Below are 19,466 nucleotides of genomic sequence, written 5' to 3' on the forward strand. Positions count from 1 at the left end.
CTGGCAGTGTCCGTCCGGGCGAACATGACGTCATCCACACCTTGATGTTTGCAGATTTGGCTTATGCTGCTGAAAGCCGGCAACCATCCAACGAGCAGCCTTCGCCACTCTGGGCTCATACCTAACCTCAGATGCAGCGCGGCATTGTATGATATCCTTGTCCTGTCAACGTCGGGTTGTCATTGTGGAGAGCATGGCGGATCGGAGGATCGGCCATGGAAACACCAAACCTACCAGCCATTCGTGCACTTCGTCCGGCATGGAATAAGGGCCGCATCGTCCGTCAGAAGCGACCGCTGAAACCAAAGCATGTTTGGGCGATCCGCGTTCGACTTGAGTTGCCCGAAAATCATCGCGACCTCGCTCTCTTCAACATGGGAATCGACAGCAATCTTCGTGGTTGCGATTTGGTTAAGATGAAGGTCGTCGACGGTATGGCATCTGGCCGGATCAAAGAACGTGCATAGGTGTTGCAAAGCAAGACGCAGAAACCAGTGCGTTTTGAGATTTCCGAAGGCACTCGGGCCTCGGTCGTGAAGTGGATGGAAAACGAACTCATGGTCGGTTCCGAATACCTGTGGCCGGGCCGATTTCATGAGCGCCTGCACATCTCGATCCGACAATATGCGCGGATCGTTCGGGATTGGGTAACTTCGATCGGCCTCGAGGTGAGCGCATTTGGCACGCATTCGATGAGACGCACAAAGGTGACGCAGATCTACAAGAAGACAGGCAACCTGCCCGCTGTTCAGCTCCTACTGGGCCACACCAAGATGGATAGTACGGTCAGATATCTTGGGGTCGACCTTGAGGATGCGCTCGCCATCGCTGAAGCCATTGAAATCTAGGGCAGATGGGTCGCATACACAGGCGGCACACTACGGACCTTCGCCGACGGACCAAGCGCTGCAGTGCAGTTTCTCAAAAGGGGACATTGGTCGATGGGGCAGCGATTTTGAGGTTTGAAGGACCGCAACGCGGGACAAAGCTGCTATTCTGCTTGCCGGTCCGAAGGTCCACTTTCTGAGCTTCTCGTTCGCAGAAAAAGACCCAAGACGCCGGTGAGGACTTTGCAAGGCCCCTCAAATCGCGGGCACGCTAGCAGAAGAGTTGGACGGTGAATGGTTCCAAAAACAAAGCTCCACTATTACCGCCCCAGGACGGCACCGGGCCCATCACTAGACCTCTGTGCTGTCCTAGGACAGTCGAGATTTTGCACACTGTCAAAGATAGTACGTCAGCAGATTTCCGTTCCACATTATGAAACACCAAGCGATCAGAGGCAGTAGAGCAAGAGTGCCTGCAACTCGAGCTATCGGGTGCTCTGTCTCGGCTGCCCATGCCCTTAGCAGAAACGCAGCACCACTAACCGTGAGCACCGCCGATAAAAGCGGCAGAATGAAGAAGGGGTTCAGCCCGAGATCGTCCAACCCGTAGCTGAGATTGATCGGGCGGGTCGTGAAGAGAACGTAGAAGAACCCCCCCAAAAAGATCAAACCGAACAAGGCAGCCCCAAAGATCGATAGAACGAGCGGCCTGCGAAATTCGGAGCTATTGGGGTTTGTGGCGCTTGGCTGCGCTTTGCGTTTACGAAACGCGCGATACATCGCGCTTGCAGGCATCGAAAGGACGATCAGAAGCATGCCTCCGGCCGCAAAGGCCATGAGCACCATGAAGTTCGACGTGGACTTCCAGAATGGAATGCGTGTGAGGGTGATCGAGTGGTTCTGCACGCTGGTCGAAAGCGCGTTGAAATCTCCGTTTTCGTCTTCATGGAACACCAGATAATCGACCAGCAGTTCGGGTATCCCGCCATCGCCTTCCTGACCGACCCGGCGAAACAGTGTCTCGCTCACGGGGGCGTAGATGGCCGTGCCCCCGGAAAAGAAGAACGAAGGGGACGATAGCGCAATCCGACCATCCTCGCGCGCTTCAACTTCAAATTGGCCCATCAGTGGGAACACCACCTGCATGGGAGTCGCTTCGTCATAGCGGAAGTTTGTGTAGGTTCCCGCATACGCGCTCAGGTCATCTGCAGATAGCTCCAGAACTGCGACTTCCTCCGTTTGGCGTGGGAAGGCCTCGTCGAACAGAAGGTTGATAAACTCCCGGTAAAACGTGTCATTGTCGCCGGTATAGGTCACGAAGAAGCCAAAGTCGTACTCGGGCAGAAACATCATGGTGGAGTCATTGCCGCGGTAATCCCCGGAATGGCCGTAATAGACCACACCGTTGCGCTGACCTTCTTTGAAACTGATCCTATAGCCGGGGATCAGCTCGTGATTGCTGCCTTGGTGGCTGTGCATCTCATGGGCCGAGGGCTCGGTCAGGTAAGATTGGCCGTCAAACATGCCTCCGCCCAAATGCATCGCCATGTAGTTGCCCATTGCTTCGGCGGAGACCGCAACGGAGCTCGCCGGGTACACATTGCGTATGAACAGGTCTTGCGCTTCGAAGGCGCCCGTTTCGTCATCAAAGAAATAAGGCGTCACGAGATGATCGGCGAACACAGTAGCTCGCGGATTTCCGGGAATGAGGAGCGTCGCGAAGTCCATGCCGAGCGGATCAAAGACCTCCTGTTGCAGATAGTCCTCGTAGGCCAAGCCGGTTTGATCTTCGATCACGACAGCAGCCATCGAGATGCAGATGTTGCAATAGTAGTAGTAGGTACCGGCCGGAACCGCCTGAGGTTCCAGGTAACGGGGAATGGCATCCCGGACGCGCTCCCACGCCCCAGCGTCCGGTGCTGTCCCGTTCATAAGGATGTCGCGAAAACCGCTTCGATGGGTCAGAACATCGCGCAACGTTACGGGACGCTCAGGAAAGCGAATGAATGCGTCGAGCCCAAGCGACGGGGCAATTTCGGCAAGTTCGTCATCAAGCGACACAACGCCCTGATCAACCAGCCGCATGATAGCGGTGCCAAGAAAGGTCTTCGAGATCGAGGCCACGTGGAACATCGACGTTTCGATGGCGACAGGCACGCCGGTTTCGATGTCAGAGACGCCATAGGCACGCGAAAACAGGACTTCACCGCCCCGGATCGCAACAAACGCGCCGCCCGCGATGTTCTCTTCCTCAAACTGGCCTCCGAAATGCGTGTCGACAAATGCTGCAAGCAGGTCTGGGTCCGCAATGAGCGACGGAACCGGTTCTGCGTCGGGCCGAGCGATTGTGTCGCCGGGCAGCTCAAGAACCTGTGGAGCCTCCTGAGCCTTCAAGCTGAGGCTCAAAAAGAGAACGGCAAAAATGGTGCCTAGGATTGTGCAGCGCGATGGCCCTTTGAGCGTTCTGGCGACGTGAGCGATCCATTTCTGTGACATTTGTTTTATCTCCGGTTTCACCAAGGCCTCGAGACCAATGGTCGTGTCGGAGGGGGATTTAGGTAACGTACGCATCGCCGTATTGGCCCGCTCTGCCAACGGCTTGGCCAAGTCTGCCAAAGGGGCGGAACGACCCGGTCAAGCGACCTGTGATTGACGCCTGAAAATTGCTGGTGGAGTGCCAACCCATCGCTTGAAGGCTCGGCTGAAGGTTGCTTGTTCTGAGAACCCGGTGAGGAACGCCACCTCGGCAATCGAACAATCGTTGCGGGACAAGAGTTCTTCCGCCAGTCCCTTTTGCACCTGCTGCACGACGCCCTGATATGTGAGCCCAGACGCCGACAGGCGGCGGTAGAACGTGCGTTCGCTCATCCCAAGCTGCCGCGCGACTTCTGCCGCCGGAGGGACCCCTGTGCTGAGCGCGCGCGAGAGCTGCCGGTGCAACTCGGCCTCTAGTGTGTCCTTCGGTTCCAACGCCGCCAACGCGGTTTCAAGATGGGAGATGATGAAATCCGACACAGCTGGATCGCCGAGTTGATTGGGAAGGTCCAAAGTTCCCGGCGCAAAAACTATGGCGTCTTGATGTGCGTCGAACCGAGTGGGACAACCAAAAAAATCATCATATCGCTTCGCTTCGCCCCGACACGGATGGCGGAACCAAACCTCCCGCAACGCAAGGGACGGTCCTACGAAACGCTCCATGCACATGCGAAAGCCGGCAACACCTCCTTCAATGCGTAGGGCTGCTGCTGGACCTTCGGGAAAATCGTTCTCGAATTGGAAGATGGCCTCATCGCCATCCTCGATCAACCGGTAGACCATGCTGTTGGTTACAAGGCGGCCGTATCGTTCGAACCGCTTCAGGCTGTCCCGCAGGCGTGGCGCGGTCTTGAATGCCAGCCCCAACGCGCCGACTGCGTCCAGATTGATGCTTTTGCCGTAGGTGAAGACCAAGCCTGGCAGGTCATCGACATTGCGACTGAGCCAATCGAACAGCGCGACATAATCGGCATGCGGGACAAAGCCATCTGCAGTTTGCTGCACGCGATACACCACCTGCCCGCCTAATCGCATCGCGCCATCGTCGCACAGTTCATAACCGGCGGCTTCGGCAAGTGTGCGAGCAAAAACGACTGTAGATCCTTTCATGTAGCAACCCTAGCATCTTTCGATCGCAAGAAAGAGGCCATCAGCGGACTGCACGTGAACGCACCCATGCTTGCTTGCGACTGTTAGTCTACATTGGAGAGAAACGTAGCTTTTGGTGGGTATGGTCTCCAAGGAGACCTTCGCGGCATCAACGAGTATCCTCTCGCGGTCTCCCTTTCTCGAGAAGGTCTGGTTGGCGGGACAAAGCTACCCTTCACTGTGTCCATCCAAATGGCGGCTTTCGGCCAGCCGTGCATTGATTGTGGTTGGGAATCGCCTACTCAACCTCATCCATTGACCAGCAACACGACGCAAAGGATGCAAGTCAGACCGCCTAAGAAATTAGTTCTGAAAGAACTGTCGGATGACATCCAATGTCACTTCTGGTTGATCGTAGAAGACAAAGTGCCCGGCATCTTCGATGACTTCGAGGCGCGCATTCTGAAAAAAGGGCAAATGTCTTTCCTGGTATACGGCGCCGTAGACCGTGTTGCATGTCGTCCCGATTAAGAGCGTCTCACCTTCGAACCTGTGCGCATCGGAAATGAAGTCCAGTTCTGGAAGGAGTTCTGGATCGTTTACATAGGTGAGCACGGTATCATTCAGCGTCTTCATGCTGGCGCGCCACCCTTCGAAAGCCTCGGGAACGACATCGCCGCAATGAACGCCGGCGCCGGGCATGGCGGGGAAAGCGGTGCTCAGGATGTAGTCCTCGCGGGCAAGCGGGTCCTCCTCGGTATTTACGCGCCAAGAATTGAGCCAGATCCACGCCAGCGTGGGATAGGCACTCCAACCCGGGCCGGATTGCCCCTCGAAGTATGGCTGTGCGAGGTCTGGACGCATGAGGCCCGGTTCGATCAGCACGAGCCGGTCGACCTTTTCGGGGAACCGGCTCGCGTATTCTGACGCCAGCATGGCGCCCCAACTGTGGCCGAGCAGCGTGACCGGGCGCCCCGCACCGAAGTGCTCGACAAAGAGGTCGAGGTCCGTGAAGAAGCTTTCGAGGTCGAGAACGCCATCGAAGTCTCGCGATGAAAGACCGGTCATCCGTTGACCGTAGAAGACCAGATAGTTGTCGTCTGAGAGTGGCGCGATCGGCAGCAGGTTCCGGTAGTCCCCTCCGGGGCCACCGTGCAGAGCAATCACGACGGGGTTGTCAGGGTTGCCCATCGTTTCGGAGTGAAAGGTATAGCCGCCTAGGGTGATCTAAGGCAGGTCCGGGTCAAGATCGACAGTGGGAGAAAAAGTGATCGGCCGCAAAATGGTGTTGGCGAGAAACAGCACCACAAAGACTGTTGCTGCCGACAGGGTGTAGATTGCAAAGCGTTTCATCGTGTTTCCTTTGTCTTGCAAGACACCATTGGGCTGCGAAGGTTTTGCCCAAGGCTGTTCCGGGTTCTTCCGTTCGTCGCCAACCAGCCCAGGAGCGCATCCGTGGTGTCTTGTGGCATTTCCTGCTGAATCCAGTGGCCGCATTCGAGGCTGACCAAGTCTCCATGCGGGGCGAAGCGGGCACTACTCGTTTAGGCAGCAGCGTCAGCTTTGGGCAGGCGAGCCCAGATGATCCCCGCCGCGAGTACGAGCATCACAGCCAGTGTTGTCATAACGGATTTGGCGATTGTCGCTGTGCTGGCGGCGTAGACCAACGATCTCGACACATCTGGCCAACCAAAGATCATCGCCACTATCCCAAGGTTCTCGATATAGTCGAACAGCGCACTGCCGACCGCGAGGGCAACGCCAAGATGGACAAGTCTTTTGTTGGGCATTCGGCGCCCAAACCAGCAGATGGCGCTGCTCAGTGTCAGCGCGAGCAAAGCCGGATAGAGCGTATCCAGAGGAATCTGGCGGCTGAGATAATACTGGCGCCCTTCTGCACCTAACGCTTCAAGAAGCGTCGCGGCATCCGAGGGACCATACCCGAAGGGCCGCATGTCGAAGGGCACCTGCCCCGAGACAAATTCGAGATGCGCGAGTGTGGCGCCGACCATTGCGATGTAAACTGATGTCGCGAGCAACGCTGCGCTAATCGCGATCTTTCCGTAGTGCTGTGATAGGGTTCTGTGCATGACTTGTGTCCTCCTTGACCTCTGCCACGAATGCCAAAGAACGCGATCACCCACATTATCATTTGATAAGGCCCGCTAAGATGGACCTGAGAACTTTTCTGACGCGGTCGCCTGAGCTGGCAAATGTCGCTTGCGCGGAGGACTTTGCAGCTCATTGGACACCGATGCGCCTAAGCAAGGGAGCCCATGCGAACCAGCAGGGACAACCCGAAAGGAACGAGTACATCGTCTTGGACGGGTGCCTGACGAGCACGATTTGCGACCAGGACGGCAAGGAAGTCTGCGTCGGGTTCTATGTGGGGCCCTGCGTCGTCACACCGAATATCGCGAGAACTCGGGAGGGAATGTCGCTTGTATCCGTTGCGGCAACGACTGATGCGTCCCTTGTCAGGATCGACACGGACCTGCTCACGGAACTGATGGTCTCTGCGCAACCCATTCGGAATTGGGGGAACGCGGTCATGCGGGACACATTGGCGGAAAAGGCGGAAAGAGAATGGTGCCTTGCAGCTCTAGGAGGGGCAGACCGACTTCAATGGTTTCGCGAAGCATTCCCAGGCTACGAGACCAAGTTTGCCCATTCCCTTATTGCATCGTTCTTGGGTATCACACCCGTCACGTTGAGCCGCCTGCGCGCTCGCGACAAGAACATGTAGCAAGCGGACATTCGTGCAAGGCGCAGCATCCGTCAAAATGGGCTCAGACTTGCCGTTCGCTGCGCTGACTTCCAATGTCTACTATCTCGAGTCTTGGGCGGATTGCGCCAGTTCACGGACAAGCGCCCGAACACGCTTCATCTCAACCGTCCTCAAACCATGCCGATAATTCGGATGCGCCTGCCCACGTGAAGCGCCACCACCAGCGCCGTGCAAGCGGCACACGGTCCAATTCTGCTTAGAAGGGTTCCGGCACCTCTTGCCAGTGCTCTTCGCCCTAGCAGCGCACCTCCGCGCCTCTCTGAGGCGTTTGGTAGGGTCTATGGGGTTACCGTCGCTTTCCGGCATTACCGCCCCCCCGCTCCGTTCACATTGCCAACGATAGCCTGACCGCCCTCTTCGACCGTCACACGCTCCACACGGACCACCTGTTGCGCTTTGGCCCGGTATTTCTTGAGCGCCTCCATCTGCGCCAAGTACGTCCGGCTCAGGCGCGTGATTGACCGCTCGTAACTCTCGCGCACCTGATACGATGCCTGTGCAAATAGCCGCTCTGATAATACTGTCATTGCGACGTGCGTGGCGGTCATCTGCGCGATCAACATCGCCTCTGCGGCATCGCGCGGCTCAAGCTCTGCGAAGTTGGCAGAGGCCATCGACCCATATCGCTCCGCCTGCGTTCCCAAAGCTCCGATAGCTGTCAGGTAGACGCCATTGGCCGCCTCGGTCGTCTTCATGCCCATCAGGGCTGGCATGCTCATACCCTCAGGCGCTTCTGCGTCGAATTCTTGCTCACTGATCTTCTTGATCAATGGAAACGCGCGCACCTCGTCTTGTTCCATCAGTTTGCCTGTGTCTGTCATCTGCCTGCCTTCCTTGGGAGTGGTTAGTATTAGTGTTCCGATCCAGAACCGTGAGACTTGCCCGAAATCGCTCTGACGGGTTCCAATTCGGAACCAGAAGCGCCGCTTGGGTTCTCAAATGGAACCACGGAACTTGCCGACGGTTCCGAACTAGAACCGCGTTCTGTTTTTTTGGGGCCCCGGTATGAGCGCCAATCGTTCGTCGCCAACTGCTTGCCCTTCACCTTTTGCACGGGTTTCGTGGTCAATCGCCATTCGTGCGCGCGGCGATGATACCAGTCGCCTTCCTTCTCAAGTGCGATGAAGCCTTTCTCCATCAACTCTGAATAGGCCCGCTGGACCGTCGCTTTACCTATTCCCAACGCCTCGCCAGCCTCCGCATAGGACAGGGTCAACTTGCCGTTGTTCCCGCCATTGAACCGCGTGTGCAGCTCAAGCCAGAGCTTCACCGCCGCCCCCGAGAGGCTACGCCAAGCCGCGCTCTTTAGCTGGGCGTATGGGAGGGGCACATACTGCCCCTCTCCGCTGTTTCTAGCCCTACCCATCGGCGGTGCCATCCATGCGCCCCTGAGCAGCCCCGATTGCGTCACGGACGCCAATGGCAGAGGGTGGGAACCTGAGCGCCTGCCAGACAAATCCTGGACTCAAGCGATAGTGCGCCACGCGCTCCGGCCCTTTAAATTCCGTCTGAATGGGCCAGCCGTACCTCCGGCGCAGGTTGTGGATGATTGCGCCTAGACGCCAGCCGCGCACTTCGCCAATCTCATCCAAGTGGGTGATGGTGCGCCCATCCGTGAGCGCTTTACAGGTCCAGAATGCCTGCGTCGGTTTGCTATGCCAGTTTTCAGACATCGGTGACACATCGTTTGCGAAGGGCAAGCGGTTGGACTGAGTTGCTACGCGCGCACCAGCGAAACCGTTTCTCAAAGTGGGTTGCGAGGGGAAGGCCCGATGTGGCATCACCTGAACTGTTCAGTGTGGCAGATGATGTCACTCGAAAAGCCCCGACCCCGCACATAGGGTTGGGGGTTTTCATTACGCGGCCTCCCCATTGGGATCGACACGCTGGGTTTGCAGGTAGGCGTTCAAATCCGCGCCGTGGTAGCCAATCCTGCGTCCGATACGGATAAAGGCAGGTCCGGTCATCCGGTGCCGCCATTGTGCGAGCTTTTCGCGGTCGCCTAGAACGCGAAGCTCAGGGTCTTCTGGAAAGTAGATACGGTCGTCGTCATAGATTTTCGCCATCGGTCATATCCCTTGGGATGGTTTCAGATAGGCGAGATTTGATTGGTTTGTGCGCACTGCGATAGATAGGCAAGTTTCGAAAACTAACCCGTTGGACGCGCGCATAGGACCAACGCATATGGCGCTCTTGAGTCGCAAAAATTACAGGCAGAGAGTTATCTCTCACAATTTCAATGGCCTAGCACCTACCCCAAGTTGCGCCTTAGCTATTCCTAGAAGGGGATTTCGGAGCCATCATCATCGATATCGAGACCGCTCCCAAAGCCGCCACTCTTGTCCGGTCCAGCGACTTGTTCAAAGTTCTGTATTGGCTCGTCAGAACTTAGGTCAGGTTCTTCTAAACCACTATGGGTTGGCGTTGCGCCGCCAGCGGTTTGCCAATTTGCAATCTTGGCGACTTCATCGGCCACAGTCGGACTAACAACTTGCCTTTCGTTGCCGAGACCATGGGCAACCCCGTTGCTCACAATCCAATCTATAAGTGATTGCTTCGGACTTTTTTTGGGGGCTGGCCTTTTAACGGCCTCCCAAGCAGCGACGGCGGCAGAGAGCTTTGGAGAATATCTCGGGTGGGAGACGTCGCGAAATCCGTCTGCGGCTCCGTCGGGGAAAAAAAACGGCGGAAAAAAGTTACGGCTCTTAAACCATGACTTTAGGTCATCGAGTTCGATTGTCGTGCGCATCCAGTCTGGTTCTTTCAGGATATACAGCGTGCGTTCATCCAGCGGGCCAGTCGTGAGAATACTATCAGCATTGCTAAAAACGGTTGGGATACCGCGCGACAGAGCGAACCCATAGTTGCGCTCATCTTCATCTCCCAAGGCAGGTATGATGAAGCTATCACCAGCAAAGTGCTTTCTTTCCGGCTTTCTAGCCCAGTTGACAATTCGAGCCCGCAGCTTGTTCGAAATGACTGCTTGCCTGAGCGCTTTGAAGACTGCACGAAAATCCCCCGGGACCAGAAGAAACTCTCGGTCTTCGTTCTCATACCGGTCAATGTCGTCCTTGTGGAAACCAGTCACAACCCTAATCTCACTGAGGTGAGGGCTGTGAGGTGAGACAAGTTCAAAGTCCCCCGGCTCCAACCCGATAGCCAAAAAAGTAGCATCGACAAGCGTTAACTCGTCCGATAGCCGCCAGTAGTCCAATCCAGAAAATCCACTCGTCATTAGCCCTCTCCGTCAATCTTAGAGTGGATATTGGGTTCGACCCAACCACACCACAATCTGGCAAGCTCTCCCCGCCGCTCCAACAAATCCGACCGCGCATAGGCGCGCTCCACATCGGACCCGACTTGGTGCGCCAACGCGGCCTCCGCGACCTCACGCGGCGCGCCTGCCTCCTCGGAGGCCCAATCGCGGAAAGAGCTACGGAACCCGTGGACGGTGAACCCATCGCGCCCCATGCGGCGCAAGAGCATCAGCATCGACATGTTGGACAACGGCCTGTGCCGCTTCTGCCCCTCAAACACATAGTCAGACGCCATCGCCTTGAGCGGCTCAAGAATTGTCAGCATCTCGTCTGTGAGCGGAACCCGGTGCGCCTTGCCGCCCTTCATCCGCTCCGCTGGCACGGTCCATAGGCGCGCGTCGAAATCGACCTCCGGCCATCGCATCTCCAACACCTCAGACGTGCGGGCAGCGGTTAGGATGGTGAACTGCAACGCCCTCGCGGCCATTGCGCTCCGCTCCGCAAGCTCCGCGTAGAAGGCAGGCACATCGCCCCACGGCATTGCGTCATGGTGGTCCACCTTCGCTTTCACCTTGGGCAGAACCCCCGCCTCTTTCACGGCGGTCACGGGGTTCTCGCCAGATCGAAACCCTTTCGACTTAGCCACGTCCAAAACCACCTTCATCCGCTGAGCGAGGCGCTTGGCGGTTTCGTGTTTGTCCGTCCAGATAGGCGAGAGGCACATCATCACCTCAGGCTCGCCAATGCTATCCACGGGCATCCGGCCAATTTTGGGAAAGGCATAGTCGCGCAAGGTGTGCAGCCATTGCTGTCCGTGCTTGGCGTTTTTCCATGTGGGCAGACGGTCGATGTGGACTTGCTGGCTAAATTCCTCAAACGTCGGGATATCGCGCTTGGCATTGTAGCGCGGATTCAGGCCCGTCTTAGCCATCCGCCGATATTCCAACGCCCGTTCTCGCGCTTGGTTCAAGGTGACGATGTCAGCGCCGCCCAGCCCGAAATCCGTGCGAAGCGGCGCACCCTTGCTATTGCGCTGTCCCTTGACGGTCACACGAACAATCCACCGCCGCGCGCCTGAGGGATCGACGACAAGATAAAGCCCAGCACCATCGCCATGACGGCCCGGACCCAGGTTCTCCACCAGCTTCTTGGTAAGTTTGCCGTTCAGCGCCGCCACGAATACCACACTCCATACCACACAAAGATAGTATACGGGTGCAATCGAGTGAAACCCAGCAAAATCAGGTGCAGGGGATAAACCCTTGTAAATCAGCCCCCAAAAAAGCCCAAAGCGATCTGCAACGGTGTCATGAAAAGTGTAAGTGGCGGACTGGGGAGGATTCGAACCCCCGACCCCTTGATTCGTAGTCAAGTACTCTATCCAGCTGAGCTACCAATCCGCGTGGGGAGCATGTAACCCCGCCACTTCGCCAGTGCAAGGGGCAATCAAGCTGCCATGCCGCCGGGGAGGAACAGGGCGAAGGTCGTGCCCTCGGGTCCGGTGCTCAGCAGCTTCAACTGGCCACCGTGACCGCGGAGGATCTCGGCGCAGATCGCCAGGCCCAGGCCCGTGCCGCCGACCTTGTCGGTGGAGGAGAACGGTTTGAACAACCCCTCTTGCGCGCCCGCGGGCAGGCCTGGGCCGGTGTCGATGACTTCGATGCACCACCCGCCTTCATGCTCGCCGCCGCGAATTGTGACCTCTCCGGGCATGTTGGTCGCGGTGATCGCCTGGCGCGCGTTGCGCACCAGGTTGGACAGTACGCGGTGCAATTGCTCGGGGTCGGCGCGCACGACCATGCCGGGTGCGATATCGGCATCGTAGCTGACCTCGCCGTCGCCCTGGGCCAGGTTGTCGTTGTCCAGAACGTCATCCACCAGGGGCTCCAGCGCCACACGGTCCAGCTTGGGCGCGGGCTCCTCGGCGCGGCCGAAGGCCAGCGTGGCCTCGGTCAGGTTGATGGCGCGCGACAGCGAGTTGATCAGCTTGGGCGCGATGCGCTTCACGGTGGGGTCCTGCACCGTTTCCAGCCGGTCGGCGACCAGCGTGGCGACCGACAGCATGTTGCGCAGGTCGTGGCTGATCTTGGCCACGGCCTCGCCCAACTGCGCCAAACGCTCGCGCTGTCGCAACAGCGACGTCAGCTGGGTTTGCATGGCGTGCAGGGCATCTTCAGCGTCGCGCAATTCGCGCACCGACCCTCTCGGCTGGATGATGCGGTTCGCATCCTCGGGCGCCTCGGCATAGGTCATCATCGACCCTACGACGCGTTTGATCGGGTTCACCATCAGCATCCGCACGGCCACAAACAGCAAGATCGCCGTGAAGATGGAGATCACCGCAGACAGCGCCAGAACCCGCATTCCATAATCGATCATCGCCATCCGCAACGGCGCTGTCGCCATGGTGATTTCGATCAGCAGACCTGCCTCCCGCACCGGCTCGCCAATGACACGGATGTTCTGATCTTCGGTCTCGAATATCCGAATGGAGGCGTCGCGGATCAGCTCCCACGCGGGCGCATCGCGCAGGTCGTAAGAGCCCGAGATCGGCTCCATCCCATCGGTGGACAGGATCAACTGCCGCACCGCATCGCGACGCAACACGACGTTGAGGACCTCTGCGTTTTCCAGCAGTTCATACTCCAAATCGTCGTCGATCATCCCGTCCGTCGCCAGCAGGGCCAGCGAGGCGATCTGGGCCCGTTCCAGCCGGGCCAGCAGGTATTCCTCCCGGAACCGCGCGATGGAGGGGACGAAAATGAAGACCTCGGCCAGCATCACGAAGATGACGGTCAGGATCAGGAATCGCCCGGATAGTGTGTTTGCCACGAAGGGCTCCCTCTTGCGCGTGCAGGCCGATAACCCCTTTTAGAGCCTACCAAACTTTTGCACAAACCCGACGACCTTCTTCACCATCGGGCTGTCGAACAGCTTGGGTGTGAAATAGGCCGATGCCGCGCGTTTGTTGATTTCCCCCAGGGTCGGATAGGGGGCGATCATGTTGGCAACGGCACTCATCTTCAGCTTGTTTGCAATGGCCAGCGACCAAATGCCAATCAACTCTCCGGCCTGGGGGCCAACGATGGTGGCGCCCACGGGTTTTCCCTTCACGACCATGACCTTGACGAAGCCCTGGGTCTGACCTGTGGCGATGCCCCGGTCGTTGTGCTCGAACTCGGCGCGGGCGATGAAAACCTTATCGCCGTGCTCTTTCTTCGCCTCGTCCTCCGTCAGGCCGACTTGCGCCAGTTCGGGCGAGGTATACGTCGCCCAGGGGATGTGATCGGTGCGCGCCTTCGCAGGCAGGCCGAACAGCATCGGGCGGATGATCACGCCCGCATGGTAGCCCGCGACATGGGTGAATTGCGCGCCACCGGCGGCATCGCCAACTGCATAGATCCGCGCATTGGTGGAGCGTAGGTCCGGCCCCACCGTGACGCCGCCGCGTTCAAACGCGACGCCCGCCTTGTGCAGATCCAGCTTGTCCACGTTCACTTGTCGACCAACCGCCACCAGAAGGTGAGAACCTTCGTAGCGCGCGCCATCCTTCGTCTCGACCGTGATCGCGCCGTCCGTGCCGCTGATCTGGGAGGCAAGCGCGCCCTCGACAATCTCGATGCCCTCGGCACGAAGTTTACCCAGCACCAGCGCGGCGGCCTCCGGGTCATCCTTGCCCATCGCCTTTGCGCCTTCCAGCACGGTCACCTGGCTACCCAGACGCCGATGCGCCTGCGCCATTTCCATGCCGATGGGACCACCGCCGATGATGATCAGATGGTCGGGCCGCTCGCGCAGGTCAAAGATCGTCTCGTTAGTGTGGTGCGGCACACTATCGAGGCCGGGGATCGGCGGCACAAAGGGGCGCGAGCCCGTGGCGATCACGAAGCGGCGCGCCTTGATCGTATGCTCGCCTGCCTGCACTTCGTGGTGCGAGATGAACTTGCCGAACTCGCGGATGACGTGGACGCCGAAGCCCTCGAACCGTTCCTGCGAATCGACCGGGGCGATTTCGTCGATGACGGCGCGCACATGGTCCTTTGCGGCGGCATAGTCCGGTGCGGGCGCGTGACCGGCCACACCAAAGGCGGCCTCGGACGTTTCATGGGCCTTGTGACCAGCGGCCAGCAGCGCCTTAGAGGGCACACAGCCGAAGTTCAGGCAATCGCCGCCCATCAGGTGGCCTTCCAGAAGGACAACCTTCGCCCCCATCTGCGACGCACCCGCCGCAACGGACAAGCCGCCAGAGCCCGCGCCGATGACGCAGATATCAGTCTCGATCGTAGCCATGGTTCAGAGGCCTTTCTTGCCGCGCACGGCCTTGAGGATGATCGGCAGCGTTGCCAGCGCACAGAGGCCCAGGATAGGCAACAGGATCTGCGGCTCAAAGATGATGCCAAGGTTCGGGGTCTCGCCCCGGGCAAAGACCTCGCCCAGTCCCGCGCCCACCGAGGTATAGACCACGGCGCCGGGCAGGATGCCCAGGAAGGTCGAGATCACGTAGCGGCGCAGAGGCACCTCGAAGAAGGCGGGCAAGAGGTTGGCGATGAAGAACGGGACGGCGGGGACAAGGCGCAAAAGGAACAGGGCGGACCACTGATTCTCGTCAATCGCGTCCTTGAACTTCTTGGTGACGCCTTCCGAGCCTTCCAGTTTCGCGCCCAACTTCGCGCCGAAGCTGGTTTGGGCCGCAAGGAAGATCGCCGTGGCCCCCATCGTTGCGCCAAAGACGTTGAAGAAGGCACCGGGGAACGTGGCAAAGAGGAACCCGCCCGTCAGCGTCGCGATGGTTGCGCCGGGCAAGGAGAACGCCACGATCAAGGCGTAGGCCAGCACGAACAAGGCGGCGGTCAACACGTAATTGGCGTCGCGAAAGGCGATCAGCGCCTCACGGTTATCGGCCAGCGCCTGGAAGCTGAGGTAGTCGCGAAACAGCCACCAGCCGACCGCCGCGCCGAGGATGACGGCGATCAGCGGAAGGTAGCGGGTGATCTGGGCGTTCTGTGGCTGGTTCACGCTGTCCGACATGATTTAGGTCCCTTGTCCTTGAGTTGGACCCTAATTGCGTCATCTTGGCGACAGGGGATATCCCTCCTCACGGTTGCTTGATAGGGCGTGACGCAAGTAAGGGTTTTCGTGACCCAGCGGGCGGTGTTCCGTAACAATCGCAGGTCAAAGTGTTTCAGATACGGGCTGTCTTGCCATGGAAAAGATCTTTGTCAGCGCCTGTTTGATGGGCGCCCGGGTGCGCTACGACGGCCAGGCCAAGACCCTGGAAGACCAGCTTCTGGCCACCTGGCGGGCCGAGGGGCGTTTGCTGGCGCTTTGCCCGGAAATGGCCGCCGGCCTACCCTCGCCCCGCCCCCCGGCCGAGATTGCGCCGGGCGCCACCGCCGAGGCCGTGCTGAACGGGCGCGCGGGCATCTTTGATAAAGACGGTCTCGACATGACCCACGAATTCACGACCGGCGCGGATCTGGCGCTGGAGCTGGCGCAATCGCACCGGTGCCGCTTTGCCCTTCTGGCAGATGGCAGCCCGTCGTGCGGGTCGACCTACGTGCATTCCGGCAATTTCGACGGCCAGCGCCATGAGGGTCAGGGCGTGGTCGCGGCCCGCCTGCGTGCCGCAGGCGTCGCCGTCTATGCCCCCTCGCAACTGCGCGATCTGGCGCGCGCCTTGGAAGAGGCCGAAAATACCTCGGCCTAAGCACGCTCCGTTTGTTGACAGCGGCGTCGCACTTGCCTATCCCGCAGGCTTCAAGACAGATTCCCGCCGTATGAGGCGCGCGTGACAGCGCCCTCCGGCCAAGATTGACGGAGCGAGACCCATGTCGAAGCGGACATTCCAACCCTCGAACCTCGTGCGCAAGCACCGCCACGGGTTCCGTGCGCGTATGGCCACCAAGGCTGGTCGCAAGATCCTGAACGCCCGCCGCGCCCGCGGTCGGAAGTCGCTCAGCGCCTGATTGCATTGCCCATGGCACTGAAAACGCCTCCGCCGAGCGAAGCCTCGACGGGGGCTTTTTGTGATGCGCGGCCCCTCGTGACGCTGACCAAACGGGCTGATTTCCTGGCTGCCGCCCGAGCGGCACGCGTGCCGACGCCCGCGTTCCTGCTGCAAGCCCGCAAGCGCACGGAGGATGAGGGGCCAGACGCGATTCGCGTGGGCTTCACCTGCTCCAAGAAAGTGGGCAACGCCGTCGCCCGTAACCGCGCCAAGCGCCGCCTGCGAGAGATTGCGCGCGCCGTGCTTCCGGCAGAGGGCAAAGCGGGCTGGGACTATGTGCTGATCGGCCGAAAAGACGCCACCGCCACCCATGATTTCCTGGCGATGCAGGCGGATCTATCGCGCGCCTTGCGCAAGGCGCACCGATGAGCGCCCGGATGAACCCAGCCGCGTTCCTGATCTCGCTGCCGATCCGGTTCTACCGGCTGGTGATCTCGCCGATGATCGCCTCCAACTGCCGCTACACGCCCACATGCTCGACCTACGCCATGGAAGCCCTGCGCAAACACGGCGCGATCAAGGGCTCATGGTTGGCGGCACGGCGCATCTCCCGCTGCCACCCCTGGGGCGGCTCGGGCATCGATAACGTGCCGGATTAGGGGCGCATCAGTCGCGCTCGAAGGTGATGATCACTTCGCCAATCGGAACGCCCAGACGGCTCATGTAGGCGCGGTTCAGCACGCGGTCCTCGCTCAGCATCCACATCCAATCATCGAAGGTAACGCGCAGTGGATCCCGGTCTGGCAACGGCAGATCGATGGTGTACTGCCAGTTGAAGGTATCGCCCACCTCCTGGCCCGTGGCCACGCCAATCACGCCCGGCGCCGTACCCTGCCAGCCGCCGTTTCCAGTCTGCTGCAAACTCCAGATGCGCTGCTCGGTCGATCCGTCGTCGTAGCGAAAATCCTCAACTAACCTAAGGGTTTGCCCGTCCCAGGTGCCGCGAATGTCGACCTCGAAGCGGCGGCGGACCTCGCCGAAGACATCCTGGAATTGGCCATAGGCCGAAAGGTTTCCGTGGAAGAATTCCTCAAGGTTCAAATCGCGGCCCGACAAGGTCGGGTCCGTCAACGATGGGCGCCCACATGCTGCAAGGGCGACCAGCGCGCAAAGGATCAACAGGCGTCTTATCATGCACGGGAAGTAACGCGGGCCAGCGATCCGGCAAGCCCTTGGGTTCTGGGGCCAATGATCGATGACTGCGGTAGAGTTAACCTCCTGTTTGGAGTCCTTGGGCTACCCCTAATGCAAGGGCCGATGGACCAACGGAGTTGAAGGGCGACATGGCAGACATCAGGGCAAATGGCGCACCGGAGACGTCCCGGGGCACACTTCACAGGGTCGCACAGCGCATCCGCCTGGCCCTCAGCCGGGTTGAAGTCCTGGCGCTTTTTCCCTTGATCGCGCTCAGTGCCACCTGGTTCGGCTTCGACAACCTCGCGCTTGTCACTGCGGTTGGTCTTTCCACGCTTCTGGCGATTGGCGGACTCAGTGCCCGCGCCGGTCCTCACGGCGCAAACGCTCAAACCGCCGTCACAAGCGGACGGGGGGCACTGGTCGCGATGCTGGACCGGGTCTCGGATCTGGCGGGCCGCGATACCGCCTGCATCCTGGTGCAGATCGACGATTGGTCCGTCCTGCACGACCGCTGGGGGCACGATACATGTGAAGATCTGGCGGGCCGCATCGAAGAACGGCTACAAGCGGCGCTGCGCAATGGGGATTTGCTGACCCGCTTGGGAGATGCCCGGTTTGGCATCGTCCTGTCACCGCTGGCGTCCGCGCGCCTGGGGCTGCGCGACACGATTGCGGCGCGCCTGGCGGGCACCATCACTGACCCGTTGCCGATGCGCGGGACGGCTCTGCGGCTGACGGCGTCCATTGGTCATGCCGCGATGATCCAGCAGGGCGTTGATCCCGCCGACGCCACCTTCAAGGCCGCCGAAGCCGCCCTGGCCGAAGCCGTGTTGAACGGCCCCAGCGCGATCCGGGCCTACGCGCCTGGCATGGGCCGCGCGCGGGCGCTGCAATCGAGCCTCAGCGAAGAGGTGGAGGCCGCCATCCACGACGGTGCCATCACCGCCTGGTTCCAACCCCAGATCCATGCCCGTACCGGCGCAGTGACGGGGATGGAAACGCTCGCCCGTTGGCAGCACCCCAAGCACGGGCTGCTGGGCCCGAAAGAGTTCTTTCCCGCCGTTCAGGCCTCGGGCCACATGCCGTTGCTGGGGCAGACCATCTTGCACCAGGCGCTGAAAGCGCTTCTGGACTGGGATGCCGTGAATGCGCATATCCCTCTGATCTCCATCAATTTTTCAGCCATAGAGCTGCGCGATACCGGCCTTGCCGCAAGTCTGGCCGGTGAAGTGGCGCGCTACGGTTTGGCCCCGGACCGCGTCGTGGTCGAGATCCTCGAAGACGTCGCCACTCAGGTGGAGGACGATGCGATTGTGGCCACCCTGCAGGCGATGCGGGATGCGGGCCATCGGTTGGATCTGGAAGGCTTCGGCCTCGGCGCGGCCTCCTTGCCGATGTTGCAGAAGTTGGGCGTGACCCGCGTGAAAATTGACCAAAGCTTTGTCCTCGATGTCGACGTCGATCACAGCAAACGCCAAACCGTCTCCGCGATCATCGCCATGGCCAAAGCCCTGGGGATCGAGACGCTGGCGAATGGGGTCGAAACCTCGAACGAGAAAGAAGCGATGGCAGCGCTCGGGTGCGACTACCTGCAAGGCTTTGGCGTGGCGCACCCCATGGGCCTGAACAACGTGCCGGACTGGGCCCGCGCCCATGGCGCTGCCGGCAAGACCATTCGCTTGGATGACCGCCGCGCGTAGAGCGTCGTGCAGTTTCGCAAGATCGGATATGTATAAACCACAGCGCCATCGCCCGTCGCGCAGGATGCGGCAGCAACGCACCTAGCAACGGCCCCGAGACCACCTCTGACCCGTCGATCACGTTGG

At 59.7% G+C, this 19,466-nt stretch carries 20 protein-coding genes, 1 tRNA gene and 1 pseudogene; 7 read left to right on the forward strand and 15 right to left on the reverse strand.

The annotated features are described in order from the left end of the window. Window positions 1–215: 215 nt before the first annotated feature. Window positions 216–848: pseudogene (locus AC6I9R_RS21135) on the forward strand (tyrosine-type recombinase/integrase). Window positions 849–1,223: 375 nt separating this feature from the next. On the opposite strand, the gene AC6I9R_RS21140 reads toward AC6I9R_RS21135, so the two are convergent. The 5 genes from AC6I9R_RS21140 to AC6I9R_RS21160 form a co-directional block, all read right to left on the reverse strand. After that, window positions 1,224–3,434 (reverse strand): serine hydrolase domain-containing protein, encoded by a 2,211-nt coding sequence (locus AC6I9R_RS21140; RefSeq protein ID WP_461429290.1) that lies wholly within the window; start codon window positions 3,432–3,434, stop codon window positions 1,224–1,226. A 27-nt stretch (window positions 3,435–3,461) separates the two neighbouring features. Next, window positions 3,462–4,472, reverse strand: a complete 1,011-nt coding sequence (locus AC6I9R_RS21145; protein ID WP_461429289.1) for an AraC family transcriptional regulator — start codon at window positions 4,470–4,472, stop codon at window positions 3,462–3,464. A 342-nt stretch (window positions 4,473–4,814) separates the two neighbouring features. Next, the gene (locus AC6I9R_RS21150; protein WP_461429288.1) at window positions 4,815–5,642 is read right to left on the reverse strand and encodes an alpha/beta fold hydrolase; all 828 of its coding nucleotides are present in this window, start codon (window positions 5,640–5,642) and stop codon (window positions 4,815–4,817) included. Window positions 5,643–5,678: 36 nt separating this feature from the next. Beyond that, the gene (locus tag AC6I9R_RS21155; protein WP_461429287.1) at window positions 5,679–5,804 is read right to left on the reverse strand and encodes a hypothetical protein; all 126 of its coding nucleotides are present in this window, start codon (window positions 5,802–5,804) and stop codon (window positions 5,679–5,681) included. A gap of 191 nt (window positions 5,805–5,995) precedes the next feature. Then, the gene (locus AC6I9R_RS21160; protein WP_461429286.1) at window positions 5,996–6,541 is read right to left on the reverse strand and encodes a hypothetical protein; all 546 of its coding nucleotides are present in this window, start codon (window positions 6,539–6,541) and stop codon (window positions 5,996–5,998) included. A gap of 80 nt (window positions 6,542–6,621) precedes the next feature. Between AC6I9R_RS21160 and AC6I9R_RS21165 the strand changes: the two genes are divergently transcribed. Continuing rightward, the gene (locus tag AC6I9R_RS21165) at window positions 6,622–7,197 is read left to right on the forward strand and encodes a Crp/Fnr family transcriptional regulator (RefSeq protein ID WP_461429285.1); all 576 of its coding nucleotides are present in this window, start codon (window positions 6,622–6,624) and stop codon (window positions 7,195–7,197) included. A 347-nt stretch (window positions 7,198–7,544) separates the two neighbouring features. Here the strand turns inward: AC6I9R_RS21165 and AC6I9R_RS21170 are convergent, their stop codons facing one another. From AC6I9R_RS21170 to AC6I9R_RS21210, 9 genes are all read right to left on the reverse strand, one after another. Then, entirely contained in the window at window positions 7,545–8,060 is a 516-nt protein-coding gene (locus AC6I9R_RS21170) for a hypothetical protein (RefSeq protein ID WP_461429284.1), read from the reverse strand. 29 nt (window positions 8,061–8,089) lie between these two features. Further along, entirely contained in the window at window positions 8,090–8,509 is a 420-nt protein-coding gene (locus tag AC6I9R_RS21175) for a helix-turn-helix domain-containing protein (RefSeq protein WP_497863042.1), read from the reverse strand. A gap of 586 nt (window positions 8,510–9,095) precedes the next feature. After that, a complete protein-coding gene (locus tag AC6I9R_RS21180) occupies window positions 9,096–9,305 on the reverse strand; it encodes a MerR family transcriptional regulator (RefSeq protein WP_461429282.1) in 210 nt (69 codons plus the stop codon). 212 nt (window positions 9,306–9,517) lie between these two features. After that, the gene (locus AC6I9R_RS21185; protein WP_461429281.1) at window positions 9,518–10,474 is read right to left on the reverse strand and encodes a hypothetical protein; all 957 of its coding nucleotides are present in this window, start codon (window positions 10,472–10,474) and stop codon (window positions 9,518–9,520) included. Beyond that, on the reverse strand, window positions 10,474–11,682 hold the full coding sequence (locus AC6I9R_RS21190; RefSeq protein WP_461429280.1) for a tyrosine-type recombinase/integrase: 1,209 nt from the start codon (window positions 11,680–11,682) through the stop codon (window positions 10,474–10,476). The genes AC6I9R_RS21185 and AC6I9R_RS21190 overlap by 1 nt, the downstream gene beginning before the upstream one ends. Before the next feature lie 137 nt (window positions 11,683–11,819). Next, a tRNA-Arg gene (locus tag AC6I9R_RS21195) sits at window positions 11,820–11,896 on the reverse strand. A 46-nt stretch (window positions 11,897–11,942) separates the two neighbouring features. After that, window positions 11,943–13,328 (reverse strand): sensor histidine kinase, encoded by a 1,386-nt coding sequence (locus AC6I9R_RS21200; RefSeq protein ID WP_461429279.1) that lies wholly within the window; start codon window positions 13,326–13,328, stop codon window positions 11,943–11,945. A gap of 39 nt (window positions 13,329–13,367) precedes the next feature. After that, complete coding sequence (locus tag AC6I9R_RS21205; RefSeq protein ID WP_461429278.1) at window positions 13,368–14,786, reverse strand: dihydrolipoyl dehydrogenase family protein; 1,419 nt, start codon at window positions 14,784–14,786, stop codon at window positions 13,368–13,370. A 3-nt stretch (window positions 14,787–14,789) separates the two neighbouring features. Beyond that, entirely contained in the window at window positions 14,790–15,524 is a 735-nt protein-coding gene (locus AC6I9R_RS21210) for a TVP38/TMEM64 family protein (protein ID WP_461429277.1), read from the reverse strand. A gap of 175 nt (window positions 15,525–15,699) precedes the next feature. Here AC6I9R_RS21210 and AC6I9R_RS21215 point away from each other — a divergent pair, with 175 nt between their 5' ends. The 4 genes from AC6I9R_RS21215 (at window position 15,700) to yidD (ending at window position 17,102) form a co-directional block, all read left to right on the forward strand. Beyond that, the gene (locus AC6I9R_RS21215; RefSeq protein WP_461429276.1) at window positions 15,700–16,203 is read left to right on the forward strand and encodes a 2-thiouracil desulfurase family protein; all 504 of its coding nucleotides are present in this window, start codon (window positions 15,700–15,702) and stop codon (window positions 16,201–16,203) included. Window positions 16,204–16,324: 121 nt separating this feature from the next. Continuing rightward, window positions 16,325–16,462, forward strand: coding sequence for a 50S ribosomal protein L34 (gene rpmH / locus AC6I9R_RS21220; protein ID WP_011453767.1), 138 nt, complete (start codon window positions 16,325–16,327; stop codon window positions 16,460–16,462). Between the two features lie 11 nt (window positions 16,463–16,473). After that, window positions 16,474–16,872, forward strand: a complete 399-nt coding sequence (gene rnpA / locus AC6I9R_RS21225; protein ID WP_461429275.1) for a ribonuclease P protein component — start codon at window positions 16,474–16,476, stop codon at window positions 16,870–16,872. Between the two features lie 8 nt (window positions 16,873–16,880). Continuing rightward, entirely contained in the window at window positions 16,881–17,102 is a 222-nt protein-coding gene (gene yidD, locus AC6I9R_RS21230; protein ID WP_461429328.1) for a membrane protein insertion efficiency factor YidD, read from the forward strand. A gap of 7 nt (window positions 17,103–17,109) precedes the next feature. Here the strand turns inward: yidD and AC6I9R_RS21235 are convergent, their stop codons facing one another. Further along, window positions 17,110–17,637, reverse strand: a complete 528-nt coding sequence (locus tag AC6I9R_RS21235; RefSeq protein WP_461429274.1) for a DUF3833 domain-containing protein — start codon at window positions 17,635–17,637, stop codon at window positions 17,110–17,112. A gap of 149 nt (window positions 17,638–17,786) precedes the next feature. On the opposite strand from AC6I9R_RS21235, the gene AC6I9R_RS21240 reads away from it, so the two are divergent. Next, window positions 17,787–19,340 (forward strand): EAL domain-containing protein, encoded by a 1,554-nt coding sequence (locus tag AC6I9R_RS21240; RefSeq protein WP_461429273.1) that lies wholly within the window; start codon window positions 17,787–17,789, stop codon window positions 19,338–19,340. Window positions 19,341–19,466: the final 126 nt, after the last annotated feature.

It is taken from the genome of Gymnodinialimonas sp. (assembly GCF_059726805.1).

What these genes read in the sequence shown, in the direction of transcription:
- AC6I9R_RS21145 (WP_461429289.1), bottom strand. Translation starts at nt 4,472, where the DNA reads ATGAAAGGATCTACAGTCGTTTTTGCTCGCACACTTGCCGAAGCCGCC.
- AC6I9R_RS21150 (WP_461429288.1), bottom strand. Translation starts at nt 5,642, where the DNA reads ATGGGCAACCCTGACAACCCCGTCGTGATTGCTCTGCACGGTGGCCCC.
- AC6I9R_RS21155 (WP_461429287.1), bottom strand. Translation starts at nt 5,804, where the DNA reads ATGAAACGCTTTGCAATCTACACCCTGTCGGCAGCAACAGTCTTTGTG.
- AC6I9R_RS21160 (WP_461429286.1), bottom strand. Translation starts at nt 6,541, where the DNA reads ATGCACAGAACCCTATCACAGCACTACGGAAAGATCGCGATTAGCGCA.
- AC6I9R_RS21165 (WP_461429285.1), top strand. Translation starts at nt 6,622, where the DNA reads ATGGACCTGAGAACTTTTCTGACGCGGTCGCCTGAGCTGGCAAATGTC.
- AC6I9R_RS21170 (WP_461429284.1), bottom strand. Translation starts at nt 8,060, where the DNA reads ATGACAGACACAGGCAAACTGATGGAACAAGACGAGGTGCGCGCGTTT.
- AC6I9R_RS21180 (WP_461429282.1), bottom strand. Translation starts at nt 9,305, where the DNA reads ATGGCGAAAATCTATGACGACGACCGTATCTACTTTCCAGAAGACCCT.
- AC6I9R_RS21185 (WP_461429281.1), bottom strand. Translation starts at nt 10,474, where the DNA reads ATGACGAGTGGATTTTCTGGATTGGACTACTGGCGGCTATCGGACGAG.
- AC6I9R_RS21205 (WP_461429278.1), bottom strand. Translation starts at nt 14,786, where the DNA reads ATGGCTACGATCGAGACTGATATCTGCGTCATCGGCGCGGGCTCTGGC.
- AC6I9R_RS21210 (WP_461429277.1), bottom strand. Translation starts at nt 15,524, where the DNA reads ATGTCGGACAGCGTGAACCAGCCACAGAACGCCCAGATCACCCGCTAC.
- AC6I9R_RS21215 (WP_461429276.1), top strand. Translation starts at nt 15,700, where the DNA reads ATGGAAAAGATCTTTGTCAGCGCCTGTTTGATGGGCGCCCGGGTGCGC.
- rpmH (WP_011453767.1), top strand. Translation starts at nt 16,325, where the DNA reads ATGTCGAAGCGGACATTCCAACCCTCGAACCTCGTGCGCAAGCACCGC.
- rnpA (WP_461429275.1), top strand. Translation starts at nt 16,474, where the DNA reads ATGGCACTGAAAACGCCTCCGCCGAGCGAAGCCTCGACGGGGGCTTTT.
- yidD (WP_461429328.1), top strand. Translation starts at nt 16,881, where the DNA reads ATGAACCCAGCCGCGTTCCTGATCTCGCTGCCGATCCGGTTCTACCGG.
- AC6I9R_RS21235 (WP_461429274.1), bottom strand. Translation starts at nt 17,637, where the DNA reads ATGATAAGACGCCTGTTGATCCTTTGCGCGCTGGTCGCCCTTGCAGCA.
- AC6I9R_RS21240 (WP_461429273.1), top strand. Translation starts at nt 17,787, where the DNA reads ATGGCAGACATCAGGGCAAATGGCGCACCGGAGACGTCCCGGGGCACA.